Here is an 18152-nt window from a genome sequence, read left to right as displayed (position 1 = left end):
ATTTGAAGCGAAAAAGTCGCCTGCAGTGTTGCCTTAGCACCGGTTGACCGGCACACGCGGGCTGCGTCAGCAAGATGCTCTGCCAGTGCGGAAACACGCAAAAAGTCCTCTATCCACACACGAACAGAGGACTTTCTCTATCAAATAGTCAGGATTTGCGATTTAATTGCGGCTCCACTGCGTGCCCTGACGGGTATCCTTAATGGTAACGCCCATATCAGCCAGCACACCGCGGATACGGTCTGCCTCAGCGAAGTTCTTCTCCTTCTTAGCTGCGGCGCGCTGTGCGATCAGCTCCTCGATCTTCTCTGCGTCCGGATCAACCGCATCGTCACGGTTCTGCACCAGATTGAGTACACCGGTCAGTTCCATGAACAGATCATGCGCTGCGGTCAGGAATGCCTTGGTGGCATCCTGATGAGAGCCGTTGTACGCGTTGATCTCACGGGTCAACTCGAAGATGGCGGACAGTGCGTCTGCGGTGTTCAGGTCGTCATCCATTGCGTCGATGAACTTCTGCTTGTAGCCCTTCAGAGCCTCCAGCTTCTCGGTCTCCTCGGCGGTCATGGTGTCGCCGGATGCCTTCTCGATGCGGAACTCCATATTATTGCGGGCCTCGTACAGACGGGCAAGGGAGGCCTTGTTCATCTCAAGCGACTCAGCGGAGTAGTTAAGCGGAGTGCGGTAGTGCGCGCTCAGCATGAACATGCGGATGGTCTCATAGCCGAACTGCTTTGCTGCGTCGCGGACCATGAAGAAGTTGCCCTTGGACTTGGACATTTTCTCATTGTCGATGGTCAGGAAGCCGTTGTGCAGCCAATAATGCGCAAAGGTGCAGCCGTTTGCACACTCGGACTGTGCGATCTCGTTCTCGTGATGCGGGAAAATCAGATCAAGACCGCCGGAATGGATGTCGATGGTCTTGCCGAGGTACTTGTTCGCCATAGCCGAGCACTCAATATGCCAGCCCGGACGGCCCTTGCTGCCCCACGGCGTATCCCAAGCCGGCTCACCCGGCTTTGCAGCCTTCCAGACCGCGAAGTCCATCGGATCTTCCTTTACCTCGCCGACCGAGATGCGGGCACCGGCCTGCAGCTCCTCCATCGGCTGGTGGCACAGCTTGCCATACTCAGGGAAGGACTTGGTGCGGAAGTATACGTCGCCGTTCTCAGCAACGTAAGCGTGACCGTTCTCGATCAGGCGCTCAACAATATCAATAATAGCGTCCATGGTCTCGGTCGCACGCGGGTGCACGGTCGCCTTCTTGACGCCCAGACCCTGTGCATCAACGAAATATTCCTTAATATAACGCTCAGCGATGGTGTTGAAGTCCACGCCTTCCTCGTTCGCCTTGTTGATTACCTTGTCGTCAATGTCGGTGAAGTTCTGAACGAACTCAACCTTGTAGCCGCGGTACTCGAAGTAACGGCGCAGCAGATCGAAAATGATGAACGGACGTGCGTTGCCGACATGGAAATAGTTGTATACCGTCGGACCGCAGGAATACATCTTTACCTCGCCCGGCGTGATCGGAACGAATTCCTCCTTCTGACGGGTCAGCGTGTTGTAGAGTTTCATGATTTTTATCTCCTTTTGATGGTTTTCAGGAAAGCTATGCGGAGTTTCGGGAATAAAAAAGCCTCCCAAGGGATATTCTTCCCTCGGGAGGCGTACAAACGCGGTTCCACTCCGATTTTTCGCTCGTGCAGTGCGGTAACGGGCACTTCCCGCAGGGCGTTTGACCCTGTTGCTCAGCAGGCGCACTTCACCGTTTCCCGCGCAAAGCCCTTTCAGCCGAGGAGCTTCTCTCTTTCGCGCAAGGCGAGCCGGTTACTTTTCCTGCGTCATCGCATAAATAACGATTATAATGATTTTATTATAACCATTTTGTGAGGAGAAGTCAAGCCGACCGGTGCAGACCACAGCTTTCCGCAAAATTAAATACACCGCAGAGAGCACCATCTTGACGAACAGCGCTTTCCGCGGTATACTATGGATATACAGGGACGCTGTCTATGCAGTCAGCCCTTTATCGAATCAAAAGTTTTATGCTAATGACCGTTCGGGGACCAGCCGAGCGGTCATCGCGCTTTTACGAAGAAAATGTACAGTACAATGACCGCACAAATAAAAAGCTGAAGTGCTTTCTTCTTCATCTGCGCCCACCTCCTTTCCACCGCAGACCGCGGGGAAAGAAAGGGCTGACCGCCATACAAAAACAGCGTGTATATATCCTTAAACAACAGTATAGCAGATTAAGGCGTATTTTGTCTATGCGCTGTATGACTATAAAAACACCGCAGCGTGCACGATTTTAACAGTTCGTGCACCTGCGGTATATTTTTACACATGATGAAACGCAGTCAGAAAATCATACGCATCGAGCAGATTGCCGATATGAAAATCCATAACCTGTGCATCCACCGGCGAGCACCGGCAGTAATCCTTAAGGTTTTCCGGCGCGGTAAGACCATGTGCCTCCAATCGCTCTATACTCTCCTCTCCGGGTGCCGGATTGGAGTCCATATTGCACAGCGCCGCCAGCTCACCGCACATTTTGGCAAGCAGCTGCTCGCAGCCGCGCAGATAGGCGGCCTCCTGCCGTCGGGCGGCAACACGCACGGCATGCTGCCACAGCGCTACCGGCTGCTTCTCGAAAATACGCAGCTCGGACGCAAGCGAGGTCATTTTCTCAGTCAGCGGCGTCAGATCCGGATAACGATGCTCGAGCACACGCGACTGCAGCAGCGGCAGAAACATTTTCTGAATCTCATCCATCGTATTGATGATCTTCTGGCGGTTGTTATACGGCCGAATCACCACATTGACGAGCAGCGCCACCACCAGACCGACCAGCGTATCCGTGAAGCGGTGGAAGCCATACACGATTGAATCTCCGCCGGTATACAGGCACACATCCGCAAACACGATGCTCGCCAGCGGAATCGCAAAATTCAGCTTGAGACCGATACACAGCGAGATCACACACAGCACGCCGAGCGCCATCCACACGAAAAACGTTGGATTGGGCAGCACGGTAACAAACACACATGCAATCAGATAGCCGAGAAATGTACCCGCTATCTGATTGAGGCTCTCCTTAAGTGAATCCACCCATGTCCGGCTCATCACCGAGATCGCACCGATGGCTGCAAAAATAGGCAGGCTGGAACCCAGCACCATCGCCAGTGCAAGCGCCAGACCGACCGATACCGCAGTCTTGATGGCGCGCTGACCTACCCGAAACCGTTTGATAAACTGCAACGTCCTATCCCCTTTACCCCTGAATACCGTATGTTTTTAAGTGTACCACATTCTATCGGTAAAAGCCAACACAATCCTGTCACACAAAGAAAAAGGCTTCCCGGCCATCTGTTCCGGGAAGCCTTTATAAATTCGGTTTGATTACCGCTTACTTAGCAGTGCGCTCTGCCTTGCGAGCCTTAGAGAAAGAACGACCGTTATCCAGCTCCATCATGCGTGCGCTTACCAGACCATTAAAGAAACCCTTCATCATGATATATACAACTCCTTAAAAGTTAATGACTAAATTACGTTTTTGTGTTTGGATCATTTCCTGATCACAGGTATTATAATACACGATAACCGCCTCTGTTACAAGAGCTATATTTTATGAACCTTCACCAATCGATGCACCATCTTTTTGTGCATATTTAACAGTGTCCGTTTGCGAAGTGTACAAATCAAACCATTTCAGCTTGTACGTTTTACATAACAAAGCTGGCAAATCCTCCAAATCGAGCATCCTCCCCTCGAATTTCCCTGCTTTTTGCGAGCAGAATCTGCGTATCACCTTGACTTTTATGGCATTTCCCTATACTATTATATGATAAAAATTTATTTGCTACAATATATAGCGCGCCCCCAAACCGAGCCTGACCCGCTCGGTTTGGGGCTGCTACCTGTTTGGGGAGAGTGATGAGGATTGAATCAAAATCTGGTCGATCTGCAAAACCTGAAAAAAGAATTTGACGGAACGCCTGTGCTGCGCGGCATTTCGCTGTCCATCAAGCGCCGCGAGTTTGTGACCCTGCTCGGTCCGTCCGGCTGCGGCAAAACGACCACACTGCGCATCATCGGCGGCTTTGAGCAGCCGGATTCCGGCGATGTGTTCTTCGACGGCAAGCGCCTGAACGATGTTCCGCCGTATCAGCGCGAGATCAACACCGTATTCCAGCGCTATGCGCTGTTCCCGCACCTGAATGTAGCGGAAAATATCGCGTTCGGTCTGCACATCAAAAAGCTGGACCGCGCAGATATCAAGCGCAAGACCACCGAAATGCTCGAGCTGGTCGGCCTGCGCGGCTTTGAAAACCGCGATGTGACCAGTCTTTCCGGCGGTCAGCAGCAGCGTGTCGCCATCGCGCGTGCACTGGTGTGCGAGCCGCGTGTGCTGCTGCTCGACGAGCCGCTCGGCGCCCTCGACCTCAAGCTGCGCAAGGACATGCAGATCGAGCTGAAGCGCATTCAGCAGCGTACCGGCATCACCTTTATCTACGTCACCCACGACCAGGAAGAGGCGCTCACCATGAGCGACCGCGTGGTTGTCATGAACCACGGCGTTATCCAGCAGGTCGGCAGCCCGACCGATATCTACAACGAGCCGGTCAACGCCTTTGTCGCGGATTTCATCGGCGAATCCAATATCATTGACGGCGTGATGCTCGAGGACTGCAAGGTCGAGTTCTGCGGCCGCACCTTCGAGTGCGTGGACAAGGGCTTCGGCCGGAATGCGCCGGTCGATGTCGTTATCCGTCCGGAGGATTTTAAAATCGTTTATGCCGGTGACGGTCTGCTGCAGGGCGTTGTTGAGTCCATCGTATTCAAGGGCGTACACTACGAGATGATGGTTCGCACCCAGTTCTTCACCTTTATGGTGCATTCCACCATGGCAGAGTCGGTCGGCAAGACGGTCGGTCTGTCCGTCATTCCGTTTGACATCCACATCATGCACAAGAGTGCGGAGGCGCAAGCGTGAAAAAATCCTTTGCCTATCCCTACGGCGTGTGGCTGGCGGTGTTCATCCTCGCGCCCATACTCATGGTCGTTGTCTATGCGTTCCTTAACGCAGACGGCGGCTTCACCCTGCATAATTTCAGCTATCTGCCCGGCTTCCTGCCGATTTTCGGACGGTCGTTCTGGCTGGCGTTCCTGTCAACGGCGGTATGCCTTGCGCTCGGCTACCCGATGGCGTATCTGATGAGCCGCCTGTCCGCCAGCCGCCAAAGCCTGTGCATGATGCTGATTATGCTCCCGATGTGGATAAACTTCCTGCTCCGCACCTACGCATGGATGTCCATCCTGGAAAACAACGGCTTTATCAACCAGTTTTTCCGCTCCATCGGGCTTATCTCGTTCCTGCAAAGCCATTTCGGCTATTCGCTGGATTATATCCCGCTCATCAACACGCAGGGCGCAATCGTGCTCGGCATGGTATACAATTTCCTGCCGTTCATGGTGCTGCCGATCTACACCGTTCTCATCAAGCTCGACCGCAAGCTGATCGAAGCCGCACAGGATCTCGGCGCGCCGACCCATCTGGTGTTCCGCCGCGTTATCTTCCCGCTGAGTATTCCCGGCGTTATCTCGGGCATCACGATGGTGTTCGTGCCGTCCGTGTCCACGTTCGTTATCTCGCAGATGCTCGGCAGCGGCAAGAATCTGCTCGTCGGCGACCTGATCGACCTTCAGTTCATGGGCGGTGCGTACAACCCGCATCTCGGCTCGGCTATCGCGCTCGTGATGATCATTCTCATCTTCATCTGCATGTGGATCATGAACAAGTTCGATGACGGCTCCTCCGAGGAAGGAGGTCTGCTGCTGTGAAAAAGTTTTTCAAGAACTTCTATCTGCTGCTGATCTTCCTGTTCCTGTACGCGCCTATCGTTGTGCTGATGATTTTTTCGTTCAACGCTTCCAAGTCGCGCCGCCTGTGGAACGGCTTTACCACCCGCTGGTATGTCGAGCTGTTCCGCGATGCGGACATTCTCCATTCACTGTATGTCACGCTGCTCGTAGCTGTTGCCGCTGCCGCGATTGCAACCGTGCTCGGCACGATTGCCGCCATCGGCATCCACAACATGGGCCGCAGAGCCAAGGCGGCTTACCTGACCGTCAACAACATCCCGATGTCCTCCTCGGATACCATCATGGGCGTGACGTTCATGCTGCTGTTTGCCGCCATCGGTCTGGACAAGGGCTACCTGACCCTTATCCTCGCACACGTTACGTTCTGCACACCGTATGTCGTGCTCAATGTCATGCCCAAGCTGCGCCAGCTGGACAAGAACGCCTATGAGGCCGCGCTCGACCTCGGCGCAACGCCGCATCAGGCGCTCCACAAGGTCATCCTGCCCGAGATCATGCCGGGCATCGTCACGGGCGCTATCATGGCGTTCACTATGTCAATCGACGATTTCGTGGTGTCCTACTTTACCGCCGGCACGACCAGTCAGCCGCTGTCGGTCGTGATCTACTCGATGACCCGCCACCGCATGACACCAAAAATCAACGCCATCTCGACCATTCTGTTTTTGATCGTGCTGGCGCTGCTCATCGTCATCAATGTGCGTCAGTCCCGCGACGAGAAGCGCCGCGAAGCCGCCCGCCGGAAAGGAGCGATGCAGCCGTGAAAAAACGTATGCTTTCCCTGCTGCTGTGCGGCGCAATGTGCGCCGGGCTGCTCTCCGGCTGCGGCAATGCCTCCTCGGCAGAGGTGCTCAACGTGTATAACTGGGGTGAGTACATCGACACCGACCTTATCGACCGGTTCGAAGAGGAAACCGGCATCAAGGTTATCTACAACACCTTTGATTCCAACGAAAACCTGTATTCGCGCATCCAGACCACGAGCTACGACGTCATTATCCCGTCCGACTACGCGATTTCGCGCTTTATCGACGAGGATATGCTCCAGCCGCTCAACTACGATCATATTCCGAATATGAAGCTGATCGACGAGAAATACACCCATCTGGACTTCGATCCCGAGCAGAAGTATTCCGTTCCCTACACCTGGGGCGTGGTCGGCATCGTGTACAACACCAAGTACGTTGATAAAGCGGATATTGGCTCGTGGGATTTGCTGTGGAATCCCAAATACACCAATCGCACCGCGATGTTCAACAACTCGCGCGATGCGCTCGGCATTGCGCTGATGTATCTTGACTGCTCCCTCAATACCACCGATAAGGCTGAGCTTCGGCAGGCAGCCGACCTCATTATCGCCGGCAAGCCGGTATATCAGGGCATCTGGATGGACCAGATTCTCGAAAAGCTGCCGAGTGAGGAAATTGTGGCCGCACCGTACTATAATGGCGATGCCGTCACGATGATCGACGAAAATCCCGATCTCGCATTCTACGTTCCGAAGGAAGGCACCAACCTGTTTGTCGATGCCATGTGCATCCCGAAGAACGCGAAGAACGTTTCGGGCGCGGAGAAGTTCATCAACTTCATGTGCTCGACCGAGGCGGCGATGGCAAACTGGGAGTACATCGGCTATTCCAGTCCGCAGACCGAGGTCTATAACGAACTGGACGAGGAAATCACCAGCGACCCGCTGTATTTCCCGGATATTACGCAGTATCCGACTGAGGCGTATACCAATCTGCCGACGGAAATCAACCAGTATTACAACGACCTTTGGGTTGATATTTTAACGTGATTTAATGTGTTTGCCGTAGGGCGTGACGACCTCGGCACGCCGTGTAAACCATCTGCAACCCGTTACAACGGCGCGCCGAGTCGTCGCGCCCTACAGATTTTGACATCTGCGGCAAAGAAAAAGAACGTATCCCATCGGATACGTTCTTTTTTGCACTTACTTTTGCTCCATCGCTGCCATCGCAATCTTTTCCGGCGTGATGGGAAGTTCATAGAACCGCTTGCCTACGGCATTTCGGATTGCATCCGAAATCGCCGGCAGCGGTGTGTTGATAACAACCTCGCCGATGGATTTCGCACCGAACGGGCCTTCGCCCTCGTAGCTGTTCTCGAACTCCACGCGGATCTTGCCGATGTCCACGCGTGCGGGAATCTTATACTGGAAAAGCGAATTCTCCATCGGATAGCCGCGGTCATCATAGGTGACGCTCTCAGTCAGCGTCATGCCGATGCCCTGCGCAATGCCGCCCTCGGCCTGCACGCGCGTCAGGTTCGGATTGATGGGCGTACCGCAGTCCACTGCCGCAGCGTAATCCAGCAGGGTTACCTCGCCGGTTTCGGTATCCACCTCGATTTCAGCCGCACCGACCATATACGGCGGAGGCGAAATCTCGGACGAATGCGTAACCGTTGCCTGCAGCTCGATGCTGTTGCCGTTCATGGAAGCCGTCGCAATATCACTCAGGTTAATGGTCTTGCCTGCATTTTCGCCTTCCTCTACGCGGACTTCCTTTCCGTCAAAGCTGACCTGCGCCTTGTCGCAGCCGAGCAGCTTTGCACCGAGCGCACAGATTTTGCCGCGCAGCTCGAGCGCGCACTTCTCGGTCGCCTTGCCGGTGACATAGATTGTACTCGAGGCATACGAGCCGGAATCATACGGCGACCAGTCGGTGTCCGCACTCAGCGTGGTAATGTTGTCAAGCGGACACTCAAGCACCTCTGCCGCAATCTGCGCAAGCGTGGTATCACAGCCGGTGCCCATGTCAGCCGCGCCGATGAGCAGCGTGTAAAAGCCCTCATCGTTGACCTTGAGCGTCGCACTGCCGACGTCCATGCTCGTGATGCCCGAGCCCTGCATCGCCATGCCCATGCCGACCGCACGAATCTTGCCGTTGCCCATGTCCCGGCACGGATACTTGTTATCCCAGTCGATCATGTCATGCACGCGCGCCAGACAGCGATCGAGCGCACAGCTTGTGTTCAGCTGACCATAGTACGCGGGCATAATCTCACCCTCGTGCGTAATATTCATCTCACGGATTTTGAACGGGTCCATGCCGAGGATGTTCGCCAGCTCGTTTACCGCGCTCTCCACCGCGAACAGGCCCTGCGTCGCACCATAGCCGCGGTACGCGCCCGCCGACATGTGATTGGTGTACACAACGTCACTCGTAAAGCGGAACGCCTCGGCCTTGCCGTACAGCGGAATCGACTTATGACCGGACAGACCGACCGTTGTCGGGCCGTGTTCGCCATACGCGCCGGTGTTGGACAGCGTGTGCAGGTCGATGCCGCGCACGATGCCGTCCTTGTTTGCGCCCAGACGGACGTGCATTTCCATCTCGTGGCGCGGCGAAGATGCAATCTGGCTCTCCACGCGGCTGAAGATGATCTTGGACGGCTTTTTCGTCATCCAGGTGACAAACGCCGGATACACCGCGCTGACCGCGGTCTGCTTGGCGCCGAAGCCGCCGCCGATGCGCGGCTTGGTGACACGCACCTTGCTTTTCGGAATATGCAGTGCGTTCGCCACAATACGGCGGGTATGGAACACGATCTGGGTCGAGCTGATGATGTGCAGACGGCCGTAGGTGTCGATCTCGCAGTAGGTGCGGAAGGTTTCCATCATTGCCTGCTGGCATGCCTGCGTGTGGTACACGCGGTCGATAACAACATCGCAGTCCGCGAGGACCGCATCGATATCGCCGTTGCCGCACTCGTCGTGCGCGCACAGGTTGCGCCTGTTGTCCGCGCCGACCGGCGCAAGGCTCTCCCAGTTGTCCTCCGGATGCACGAGCACCGGATTGTCCTTTGCCGTGTGGAAATCGAGCACCGGATCGAGCACCTCGTACTCCACCTTGACCAGCTTCATCGCCTTATCAACGCATTTTTCGTCCGCACCTGCAAGGATGGCAACCACATCACCGACAAAGCGCACATGACGGTCGATAACAAGGCGGTCATACGGACTGGCCTCCGGATAAGTCTGACCGGCCTGCGTATAGCGGCGGCCGTTCTGGTCTACGTCCTCCCAGGTGAAGATGGCCTCCATGCCGGGGACTTTCATCGCGGCGGTCTTGTTGATAGACTTGACGATGGCGTTCGCGTGCGGCGAGCGCAGCAGCTTGACGCACAGGCAGTCGCGCGGCGTTACATCGTCCACATACACCGGCTGACCGGTCACAAGCTGCATTGCATCCTTTTTACGGAGCGGCTGATTGACTACCTTCACTGTGCGTCCTCCTCTCTCTGCTTTTTCCAGTCGAGATATGCGCGGATACCGCGCAGCTGTCCCTCATACCCCGAGCAGCGGCACAGGTTGCCCGCCAGATATTCCTTGATCTCCTCATCGGTCGGGTCCTGCTTTTCGCGGAACAGCGCGATCGCGTTCATCATAAAGCCGGGATTGCAGAAGCCGCACTGCTCCGCACCCTGATCCGCGATGAACGCGCCGAATTCGGCGGCTTCGCCCTGCAAGCCCTCCAAGGTCGTGATCGTATGTCCGCTTGCACGCGCTGCCAGCACCGAGCAGGACAGCACCGGCTTTTCGTCCATAAATACGGTGCACAGACCGCAGTTCGCAGTCTCACAGCCGCGCTTGACGCTCAGGCAGCCATGCCCCCGCACAAAGTCGATGAGCAGCGTGTCCGCCGCCACATCGTCTGCTACTTTCTTTCCATTCAATGTCATTGTGATCAGCATATCCGTTCCCCCTTACTCTGCATCGAGCGCCTGTGCCGCACGGCGCACCAGCACACCCGCGAGGTGTCTGCGGTACTCCGCACTGCCGCGCAGACTGCTGCCGGTCTTAATTTCCGCCCGAACGACTTCTGCCATCTGCTCCGCCGTTTTATCCACAGGCTGTGCATAAATCTGTGCGCGCGCCGGACGAGCACCGATGGCGAACCGATAGCCGTTCTCATCCTTAACAGACGCGCAGGTCAGCACCGGAATGTCGGTCTGGCTGATGCGCACGGACTGGTAGTTGAATTTCGCATTTTTCTTGGGCACGATAATGCGCACCAGAATATCGCGGTCCTTGGGTCTTTCGGCGTACTCGGAAAGCGGCACAATGCCGCCCTTGTACAGCTCTACCTGTGCATCCAGCACGAGGAACATGGTCAGCACATCGGAAAAGCCGAACCGGCTGTACAGGCTGCCGCCGACCGTCGCAAGATTGCGCAGCTGCACGCCGACAATATGGCGCACAGACTCGCGCATCGCACCGTTCGTGTAGGCTGCCAGTCCTTCGTGCAGCTCCAGCGCGCGCAGCGAGGCCATCGCACCGATCCGGAACTCGGTGTCGGTCTCCTCGATAGTGTCCAGTCCCAGACCGGACAGGTCGATTGCCGTGCCGACATTCAGCGTCTCCATTTTGAGCCAGATCATGCCGCCGATCACGCGGTTGGACTTTTTCTGGTTGAGCGTATACGCTTCCTCGAGCGACTCGGCTTTTTTGTATTCCCGTATCGTCAACATACGTTATATCCTCTCTCTTTCAGGGGAATGTGTTATCTTTTCAGTATACTACTTTTATTTTACCACAAAATCTGCTATAATGCCGTTGTGAATATCAAAATACAACGGAAAAGAAAAAGTTGTGGGAAAGGAGCCGCCATGCAGCCAAATATCCGCGTGACGCTGTTCGATGAGGACGGCGAGCGCTTTTTCGGTGAGGGACCGTGCCGTCTGCTGCATGCCATCGAGCAGACCGGATCGCTTCGCGCCGCCGCGCAATCCATGCAGATGGCATACACCAAGGCGCTCGGACTCGTCCGCCACGCCGAGCAGGTGCTTGGGTTTGCGCTCACCGAGCGCAAAATCGGCGGCAAAGGCGGCGGCGGCAGCGTACTTACCGATGAAGCAAAGGAGTTTCTCTATCGCTATGAGCAGTATCGTGACGCCTGCAAACAAGCAGGAAAACAGCTCTACCCGCAGTTTTTCCCCGACGAAAAGTGAAATCGGATGTGTGATCATGGCATCCGGACTGGCAAAACGGTTTGGCTCCAACAAGCTGCTCGCCGAATTTGACGGAAAACCACTGCTCTGCCGTTCGTTTGCTGTGACAGAGGGGTTGCACCGCGTGGTCGTTACCCGCTCGACCGAGGTGCAGGCATTGTGTGAAGAATGCGGCATTCCCGTCCTGCACCATGCCCTTCCCTTTCGCAGCGACACCGTGCGGCTGGGACTGGAGTACCTGCTGCCGCGGTTTCCGGCCATGTCCGGCTGCGTGTTTCTGCCGGGTGATCAGCCGCTGCTGACGAGGAAAACGCTCTGCGGTATGGCTGCGGCATTCTGCGCGGAACCGAGGAAACGATCACGGATTTTTCGCCTGTGCGAACCGCAAAGCGGTACGCCGGGCAGTCCCGTGCTGTTCGGCGCGGATTATTTTGAGGCATTGCGTTCTCTTCCCGAGGGCAGGGGCGGCGGCGCGGTCGCCAAGCGGCATGCGGAAAAGGTAACGCTGTTTCCTGCTCGACATCCAGCGGAATTGATGGACGCGGATACACCGGACGTTCTCGCAGAATTAAAAATGATTTTTCAAAACGATTCATTTTATCGGTAATGCCAACCATTTGATGTGGCATTACATGGGCGCACCTTGTGCGCCCCTACGGTTACGTTTGTGCAGTCGGTTTACACGGTGCGCCGCGGTCGTCGCACCCTACAGTATCATTTTACGCCTCGCTCAATCGGAATGGCGAATGGTTGACCGTTACAATCATTTTCCATCCTAAATTCTCCATTCGCAATTAAAAACCCCGGAAAGAACTTCTTTCCGGGGTTTTTAATTATGCTTCGGTTTTCTTATCCTTCGGGAGCACGATATTGAGCAGAATCGCAACAAACGCTGCCGGTACAATACCGGAACCGCCGAAAATCAGCTGAACCGCCTGCGGCGCCTGTGCCAGAATGGTCATATTGGCACCCATGCCGTAGCCGACACCCAGAGCAACCGACACGATGGTCAGATTACGCGGCGTCATCTCCTCCTTGGTGATCAGCTGGATACCGCTGATCACGATGGACGAGAACATCATAACAGCCGCACCGCCGAGCACGGACTGCGGCATAATGGACACGATCGCGCCCAGCTTCGGAATCAGGCCGCACAAAATGAGGAAGATTGCGCCAACGGACAGTGCACCGCGGTTGACAACCTTGGTCATGGTAACAAGGCCTACGTTCTGGCTGAACGAGGTGTTCGGCAGTACGCCGAACAGCGCCGCAAACGACGAGCCGATACCGTCGCAGGCTACACCGCCGGACAGCTCCTTGTCGGTTGCCTCACGGCCCATGCCGCCTTCCATAACGCCCGAAATATCGCCGACGGTCTCGACTGCGGTAACAATAAACATAACCAGCACCGGCAGGATGGCACGCAGATCAAACACCGGCTTTACCGGCATCAGCTTCGGGATGGCAAACCAGCTGGCCTGTGCTACCTTGTCCCAGTTGAGTACCCATGCCTTGGTGAATTCTACACCGTCCGCGTCAACTGCGGTGGTCGGCAGAACCAGACCCATGATGATTGCCGCAATGTAGCCTGCAATAATGCCGACAAAGATCGCAGACGAACCAAGGAAGCCCTTGCAGCCGTGCTTAACGACCAGAATAACCACCAGCACGAACAGCGCCAGCAGCAGATTTTCCATCGAGCCGAAATCCTTCGCAGAGTTGCCGCCGCCGAAGGAATTGATGCCGACCGAGATCAGCGACAGACCGATACTCAGCACGACCGTGCCGGTAACGACCGCCGGAAAGAATTTGCGCAGCGGCTTGAGGAAAAAGCCAAGTACCGTCTCAAACAGGCCGCCGAGAATGGACGCGCCCATAATCGCGCCATACGCAATCACACCGCCGCCCATGGTAGCCGCAACGCTGTTGAACACGCCGATAAAACCCGAGCTTGTACCCATGATGATCGGCACCTTGCCGCCGATCGGGCCGATGGAAAACAGCTGCACCAGCGTTACCACGCCGGCCACGAACATCGCGTTCTGCAGAACGCTTACCTGCAGGTCCGCGAACTCGCCGCCTGCAATGCCGCACGCACCCATGATGATGAGCAGCGGCGTCAGATTGCCGACGAACATCGCAAAAACGTGCTGCAGTCCCAGCGGAATCTTGCGCGACAAAGGCATTTTTGCCTCAAAATCGTGCGCTGCGTCCATAGAAATTTTCTCTTGCATACCCACACTCCTTTGTGTTGTCCTGTAAAGTGCCGTGCCATTCATTCCCCTTAGCAAAACACTTTCTGATTTCATGCAAATAAATTATAACAAAAACAAATTCCTATGTAAATGGATTGCGCGGACAGCCGCAGGATTTTGGAGGTATGCGCAAAAATTTACGTTCTGCGACCTGTTTCCTTAACAATTTCCCGAATCCGCGCAAAAGGAAAGGAACAACGCACACAGGCATTGTCCCTTTTCGTATCGCTTCGAATTTCTGATTAACCCAGTCTTTCCTTGCGCTCACGTCCGTCTCTCAGCAGAACGGTCAGTTCCTCGCGGTCTCCTGCACGGATGGCCTTGCGGTATTCGTCAAGGTGCTTGATGACCTCATCAATCTCCTCCGCGAGCGGCTCTGCGTTGCACAAGAACAGCTCGCTCCACATGGTCTCATTCAGCTTGGCAACACGCGTCAGATCCTTGTAGCTGCCCGCCGAATAGCCGTTGTGCTTGTCCGCCTCCGGACTTTTGATGTACGCCGAGGAAACCACATGCGCCAGCTGCGAGGTAAACGCGATCATGTGATCGTGCTGCTGCGCCGTGCAGCGCACGGTCTGACCGAAGCCGAGCGACATGAAGTACGCTTCCAGCCGCTCAAGCACACGCTCGGTGCTGCTCTTTGTCGGCACAAAGATCATGCTCGCACCGTCAAACAGGGTCGACAGGGCAAAATCCAGACCGGAGAACTCACGGCCCGCCATCGGATGGCCGCCGACGTAGTGCACACCGGCGTCGAGCGCCGCCTGCTCCAGATGATCGACCATAAACTGCTTGACGCCGACCATATCCACGATCACGCAGCCCTTTTTCATCTTCGGCATGTTCTCAAGCAGCCAGTCTACCGTTGCCTGCGGGTACAGACCGATGATAACAAGGTCAGCCTCCTTGTACAGCGCTTCGGTCGCAATCGCGTCAATCGAGCCGTCAGCCAGTGCCTGCTCTGCAGTTGCACGCGTGCGGTTCCAGCCCAAAACGCGGCTGAGCGTGCGCGCCTTGATGGTTTTCGCCATCGAGCCGCCCATCAGGCCCAGACCGGCGATGAGTACGGTATCAAACATGAATGGGTTCCCCCTGTCTTTTGTTTTTTATTCAGTTAAAGTTTATAACGGCAGACAGGGTTTGTCAATGAAAAACCGACTGCCTTTGCAGCCGGTTGTTATTTCATCATTTCTTCGGTCTTGGATTGACACTGCAAATCCGGTGCCACAACGGCGTAATCCGGCAGATAACGAACACAAGCAGCGCACCTGCCAGATTGAGAATGAGATCATCCACATCGCACGAGCCGGTGCCGGTGTAGATCTGCAGCACCTCCACTGCCGTAATGCTCAGCGTGAGCGACGCCGTGAAAAAGAAAATGCTTCTCTGCCAGCGGAACAGTGCGGGCAGAAATACGCCCATCGGCGCAAACGCAATCAGGTTGCCTGCCAGATTGAGCACCACAAGCCGCAGTGAGATATTGCCGTAGCCGTAGGCTAACAGGTAATTTTTCACCGTGCGGAGCGGCTCCAGATTTACCATATCGAGCGAGGTATGGCCAAATCCGCGGCCGAATGCGTTATCGAAAAACAGCACATTCAGCAGCACCCATATGTAGTACAGAAACAGCGCCAGCATGTACAGCCGCCGCCGTGTCGGACGCGTATTGTCCGGCACGCCGCAGAACAGCGCAGCACGCAAAAGCACCGCAAAAATCGCTGCAAACATGAATTTCTGCTCGGGTGCAACGGTGATTCCGGGTGCTAACTCATAATAGATGTTGAAGCACAGAAATACCGCTGTCAGCAGTACCGCTATGCCGCGAATTAAATTCTTCAAAAGGAGATTCTCCTTTGTATTGGAATATCATAGGGCGGGAGTACCCGCCCTATGTCAAAAATTCTGTTATAGGCTCTCCGCTTCCCTGAGCCACAGCGCGGACACTGCATCCGACGGCATACGCCAGTCGCCGCGCGGCGAAAGCGTTACGGTGCCGACCTTCGGGCCATCCGGCAGGCAGGAGCGCTTGAACTGCTGCGTAAAGAAGCGGCGCATAAAGGTCGTCAGCCACTTCTTGATGGTCGCGTCATCGTACACGCCCTCGAAGGTCTTGTGTGCGGCACGGAAGATCTTGCGCGGCGGATAGCCGAAACGCAGCATGTAATACAGGAAAAAGTCGTGCAGTTCGTACGGGCCGACCAGATCCTCGGTCTTCTGGCTGATTTCGCCGTCCTTCGGCGGCAGCAGCTCGGGCGATACCGGGGTATCGAGCACATCCTGCAGCACGTCGGACAACTCACCGAGGGTGCGGTCTGCCTCGTAAGCGACAAGGTAGCGCACCAGTGTTTTCGGAATTGAACCGTTAACGCCGTACATGCTCATGTGGTCGCCGTTGTAGGTCGCCCAGCCGAGCGCCAGCTCGGACAGGTCGCCCGTACCGACAACCATGCCGCCGTTCTTGTTGGCGAGGTTCATCAGCACCAGCGTGCGCATGCGCGCCTGACCGTTTTCAAAGGTAACGGAAAGATCGTCCTTAGACTGACCGATATCCATGAAATGCTGATCGACCGCCGCCTTGATATCCACGGTCTTGAGCGTAACGCCGTAGGCTTCCGCCAGTTTTTCCGCGTTGCCCTTGGTGCGGGCGGTCGTGCCGAAGCACGGCATCGTGACGGCCAGAATGCCCTTGCGGTCGAGTTCGAGCATATCAAACGCATGTACGAGCACGATGAGAGCCAGCGTGGAATCCAGGCCGCCGGACAGGCCGACAACTGCCGTCTTGGCGTGCGTATGGCGCAGACGGGTCGCCAGACCGGTTGCCTGCAGCGTCAGGATCTCCTCGCAGCGCTCGTCGCGGAGCGCCTTGTTCGCCGGAACGAATGGCGTGCGCGGGAAGGTCCGGTCAACAAGGTCGTTCTCCACCGGCTCGAGCGAGAACGAGAACACGCTGCCCTCGATAGACTCGAATGTGTTCATGCGCTGACGCTCATGCGCCAGACGCTGGAGGTCGATATCCGCGTAAATGATGCCCTGCGAGAACATCTTGCTCTCAGCCAGCAGCGCACCGTTCTCCGCGATAAGGTCGTGACCCGCGAAAACAAGGTCCTGCGTGGACTCGCCGAAGCCGGCGTCCGCGTACAGGTACGCGCACAGCAGTCGTCCGGACTGCTGACGAACAAGGTCGCGGCGATAGCCCGCCTTGCCGATGATCTCATCCGATGCAGACAGGTTGACGATAATGTGCGCGCCCATCTGCGCCAGCGTAGTAGACGGCGGATTCGGCACCCACAGATCCTCGCAAATTTCCACGCCGAAGGTGAACAGCGGCTGCTCATCGCACTGAAAAATGCTGTCGGTCACAATCGGTACATAGCGCGGCTCACCGGCTGTATCAGTAAGCGTTACGCTCTCGATCGAACCCAACGCATCTGCCGATACGAAATGGCGCTGCTCGTAGAACTCGGAGTAGTTCGGAAGATGGGTTTTCGGCACGAACGCCAGCACGTCACCGGCGTTTACGACAGCAGCCATATTGTACAGCTTACCACGCACGCGCAGCGGCAGACCGACTACGATGACAGCCGCAAGCTCTGCGGTCTCGCGGCAGACGGTCTCGAGCGCCTGCATCGCGCCCTCGAGCAGCGTTTCCTGCAAAAACAGGTCGCCGCAGGTATAGCCGGTCAGGCACAGCTCAGGGAACGTGATGAGCTTCGCGCCTTTGGCAGCGGCCTCCTTCGCCAGCTTTACGATCTCAGAGGTATTATATGCGCAGTCCGCAGCGTGCAGATCAGGCGTTGCCGCGGCAATTTTGATAAATCCATCTCGCATCGGTGATGCTCCTTCCAGTGGAATAGTCCAGATAGAGTTAGTATACCTCTTTTTGCGCGTTTACGCAAGGGAAATGCCCTCAGAAGAAAACTTGTGCACCCACAAGACTGGGTACGCGAAGCGCGCAAGCGGTATGTTGTTTCCGAGCGAAGAGTTACCGCCTGCGGGCGGCGGGAGTTCGCCGTACCCACGGTGTGGGGGCAA

The 18152-nt window shown here is 55.9% G+C and carries 15 protein-coding genes; 6 read left to right on the top strand and 9 right to left on the bottom strand.

The window, feature by feature from the left end:
- Positions 1–162 precede the first annotated feature (162 nt).
- Both cysS and PG722_RS02390 read right to left on the bottom strand, forming a co-directional pair.
- Positions 163–1578, bottom strand: coding sequence for a cysteine--tRNA ligase (gene cysS / locus PG722_RS02395; protein WP_118645840.1), 1416 nt, complete (start codon positions 1576–1578; stop codon positions 163–165).
- 765 nt (positions 1579–2343) lie between these two features.
- Complete coding sequence (locus PG722_RS02390; RefSeq protein ID WP_158574620.1) at positions 2344–3264, bottom strand: FUSC family protein; 921 nt, start codon at positions 3262–3264, stop codon at positions 2344–2346.
- A 682-nt stretch (positions 3265–3946) separates the two neighbouring features.
- On the opposite strand from PG722_RS02390, the gene potA reads away from it, so the two are divergent.
- From potA to PG722_RS02370, 4 genes are read left to right on the top strand one after another with little or no spacing between them, the layout of a single operon-like run.
- On the top strand, positions 3947–4999 hold the full coding sequence (gene potA, locus PG722_RS02385; RefSeq protein ID WP_270579546.1) for a spermidine/putrescine ABC transporter ATP-binding protein: 1053 nt from the start codon (positions 3947–3949) through the stop codon (positions 4997–4999).
- A complete protein-coding gene (locus PG722_RS02380; protein WP_270579545.1) occupies positions 4996–5847 on the top strand; it encodes an ABC transporter permease in 852 nt (283 codons plus the stop codon). The genes potA and PG722_RS02380 overlap by 4 nt, the downstream gene beginning before the upstream one ends.
- Complete coding sequence (locus PG722_RS02375; protein ID WP_270579544.1) at positions 5844–6653, top strand: ABC transporter permease; 810 nt, start codon at positions 5844–5846, stop codon at positions 6651–6653. Before PG722_RS02380 ends, PG722_RS02375 begins: the two co-directional genes overlap by 4 nt.
- Complete coding sequence (locus tag PG722_RS02370; protein WP_270579542.1) at positions 6650–7687, top strand: ABC transporter substrate-binding protein; 1038 nt, start codon at positions 6650–6652, stop codon at positions 7685–7687. Before PG722_RS02375 ends, PG722_RS02370 begins: the two co-directional genes overlap by 4 nt.
- A 156-nt stretch (positions 7688–7843) precedes the next feature.
- Here the strand turns inward: PG722_RS02370 and PG722_RS02365 are convergent, their stop codons facing one another.
- Genes PG722_RS02365 through PG722_RS02355 form a run of 3 tightly spaced genes read right to left on the bottom strand, consistent with a single transcriptional unit; the run spans position 7844 to position 11385 of the window.
- On the bottom strand, positions 7844–10138 hold the full coding sequence (locus tag PG722_RS02365; protein ID WP_270579541.1) for a xanthine dehydrogenase family protein molybdopterin-binding subunit: 2295 nt from the start codon (positions 10136–10138) through the stop codon (positions 7844–7846).
- Positions 10135–10608 (bottom strand): (2Fe-2S)-binding protein, encoded by a 474-nt coding sequence (locus tag PG722_RS02360; protein WP_118360063.1) that lies wholly within the window; start codon positions 10606–10608, stop codon positions 10135–10137. The genes PG722_RS02365 and PG722_RS02360 overlap by 4 nt, the downstream gene beginning before the upstream one ends.
- 12 nt (positions 10609–10620) lie before the next feature.
- Complete coding sequence (locus PG722_RS02355; protein ID WP_270579539.1) at positions 10621–11385, bottom strand: FAD binding domain-containing protein; 765 nt, start codon at positions 11383–11385, stop codon at positions 10621–10623.
- Between the two features lie 138 nt (positions 11386–11523).
- On the opposite strand from PG722_RS02355, the gene PG722_RS02350 reads away from it, so the two are divergent.
- Positions 11524–11865 (top strand): winged helix-turn-helix domain-containing protein, encoded by a 342-nt coding sequence (locus PG722_RS02350; RefSeq protein WP_161273585.1) that lies wholly within the window; start codon positions 11524–11526, stop codon positions 11863–11865.
- A complete protein-coding gene (locus tag PG722_RS02345; RefSeq protein WP_270579538.1) occupies positions 11792–12472 on the top strand; it encodes a nucleotidyltransferase family protein in 681 nt (226 codons plus the stop codon). Before PG722_RS02350 ends, PG722_RS02345 begins: the two co-directional genes overlap by 74 nt.
- 226 nt (positions 12473–12698) lie before the next feature.
- Here the strand turns inward: PG722_RS02345 and PG722_RS02340 are convergent, their stop codons facing one another.
- The 4 genes from PG722_RS02340 to PG722_RS02325 all read right to left on the bottom strand — a co-directional run bounded on the left by PG722_RS02340 (position 12699) and on the right by PG722_RS02325 (position 17948).
- Positions 12699–14099 (bottom strand): uracil-xanthine permease family protein, encoded by a 1401-nt coding sequence (locus PG722_RS02340; RefSeq protein WP_117488144.1) that lies wholly within the window; start codon positions 14097–14099, stop codon positions 12699–12701.
- A gap of 263 nt (positions 14100–14362) precedes the next feature.
- On the bottom strand, positions 14363–15199 hold the full coding sequence (locus tag PG722_RS02335) for a prephenate dehydrogenase (RefSeq protein ID WP_270579537.1): 837 nt from the start codon (positions 15197–15199) through the stop codon (positions 14363–14365).
- Positions 15200–15305: 106 nt separating this feature from the next.
- Complete coding sequence (locus PG722_RS02330; RefSeq protein WP_118360067.1) at positions 15306–15959, bottom strand: VanZ family protein; 654 nt, start codon at positions 15957–15959, stop codon at positions 15306–15308.
- A 66-nt stretch (positions 15960–16025) separates the two neighbouring features.
- Complete coding sequence (locus PG722_RS02325; protein ID WP_270579536.1) at positions 16026–17948, bottom strand: NAD(+) synthase; 1923 nt, start codon at positions 17946–17948, stop codon at positions 16026–16028.
- Positions 17949–18152 lie beyond the last annotated feature (204 nt).

Source organism: Butyricicoccus sp. OF27-2pH9A, assembly GCF_027693185.1.
Lineage (GTDB): Bacteria > Bacillota > Clostridia > Oscillospirales > Butyricicoccaceae > Agathobaculum > Agathobaculum butyriciproducens.
This window is presented reverse-complemented; position numbering and strand designations above follow the sequence as displayed.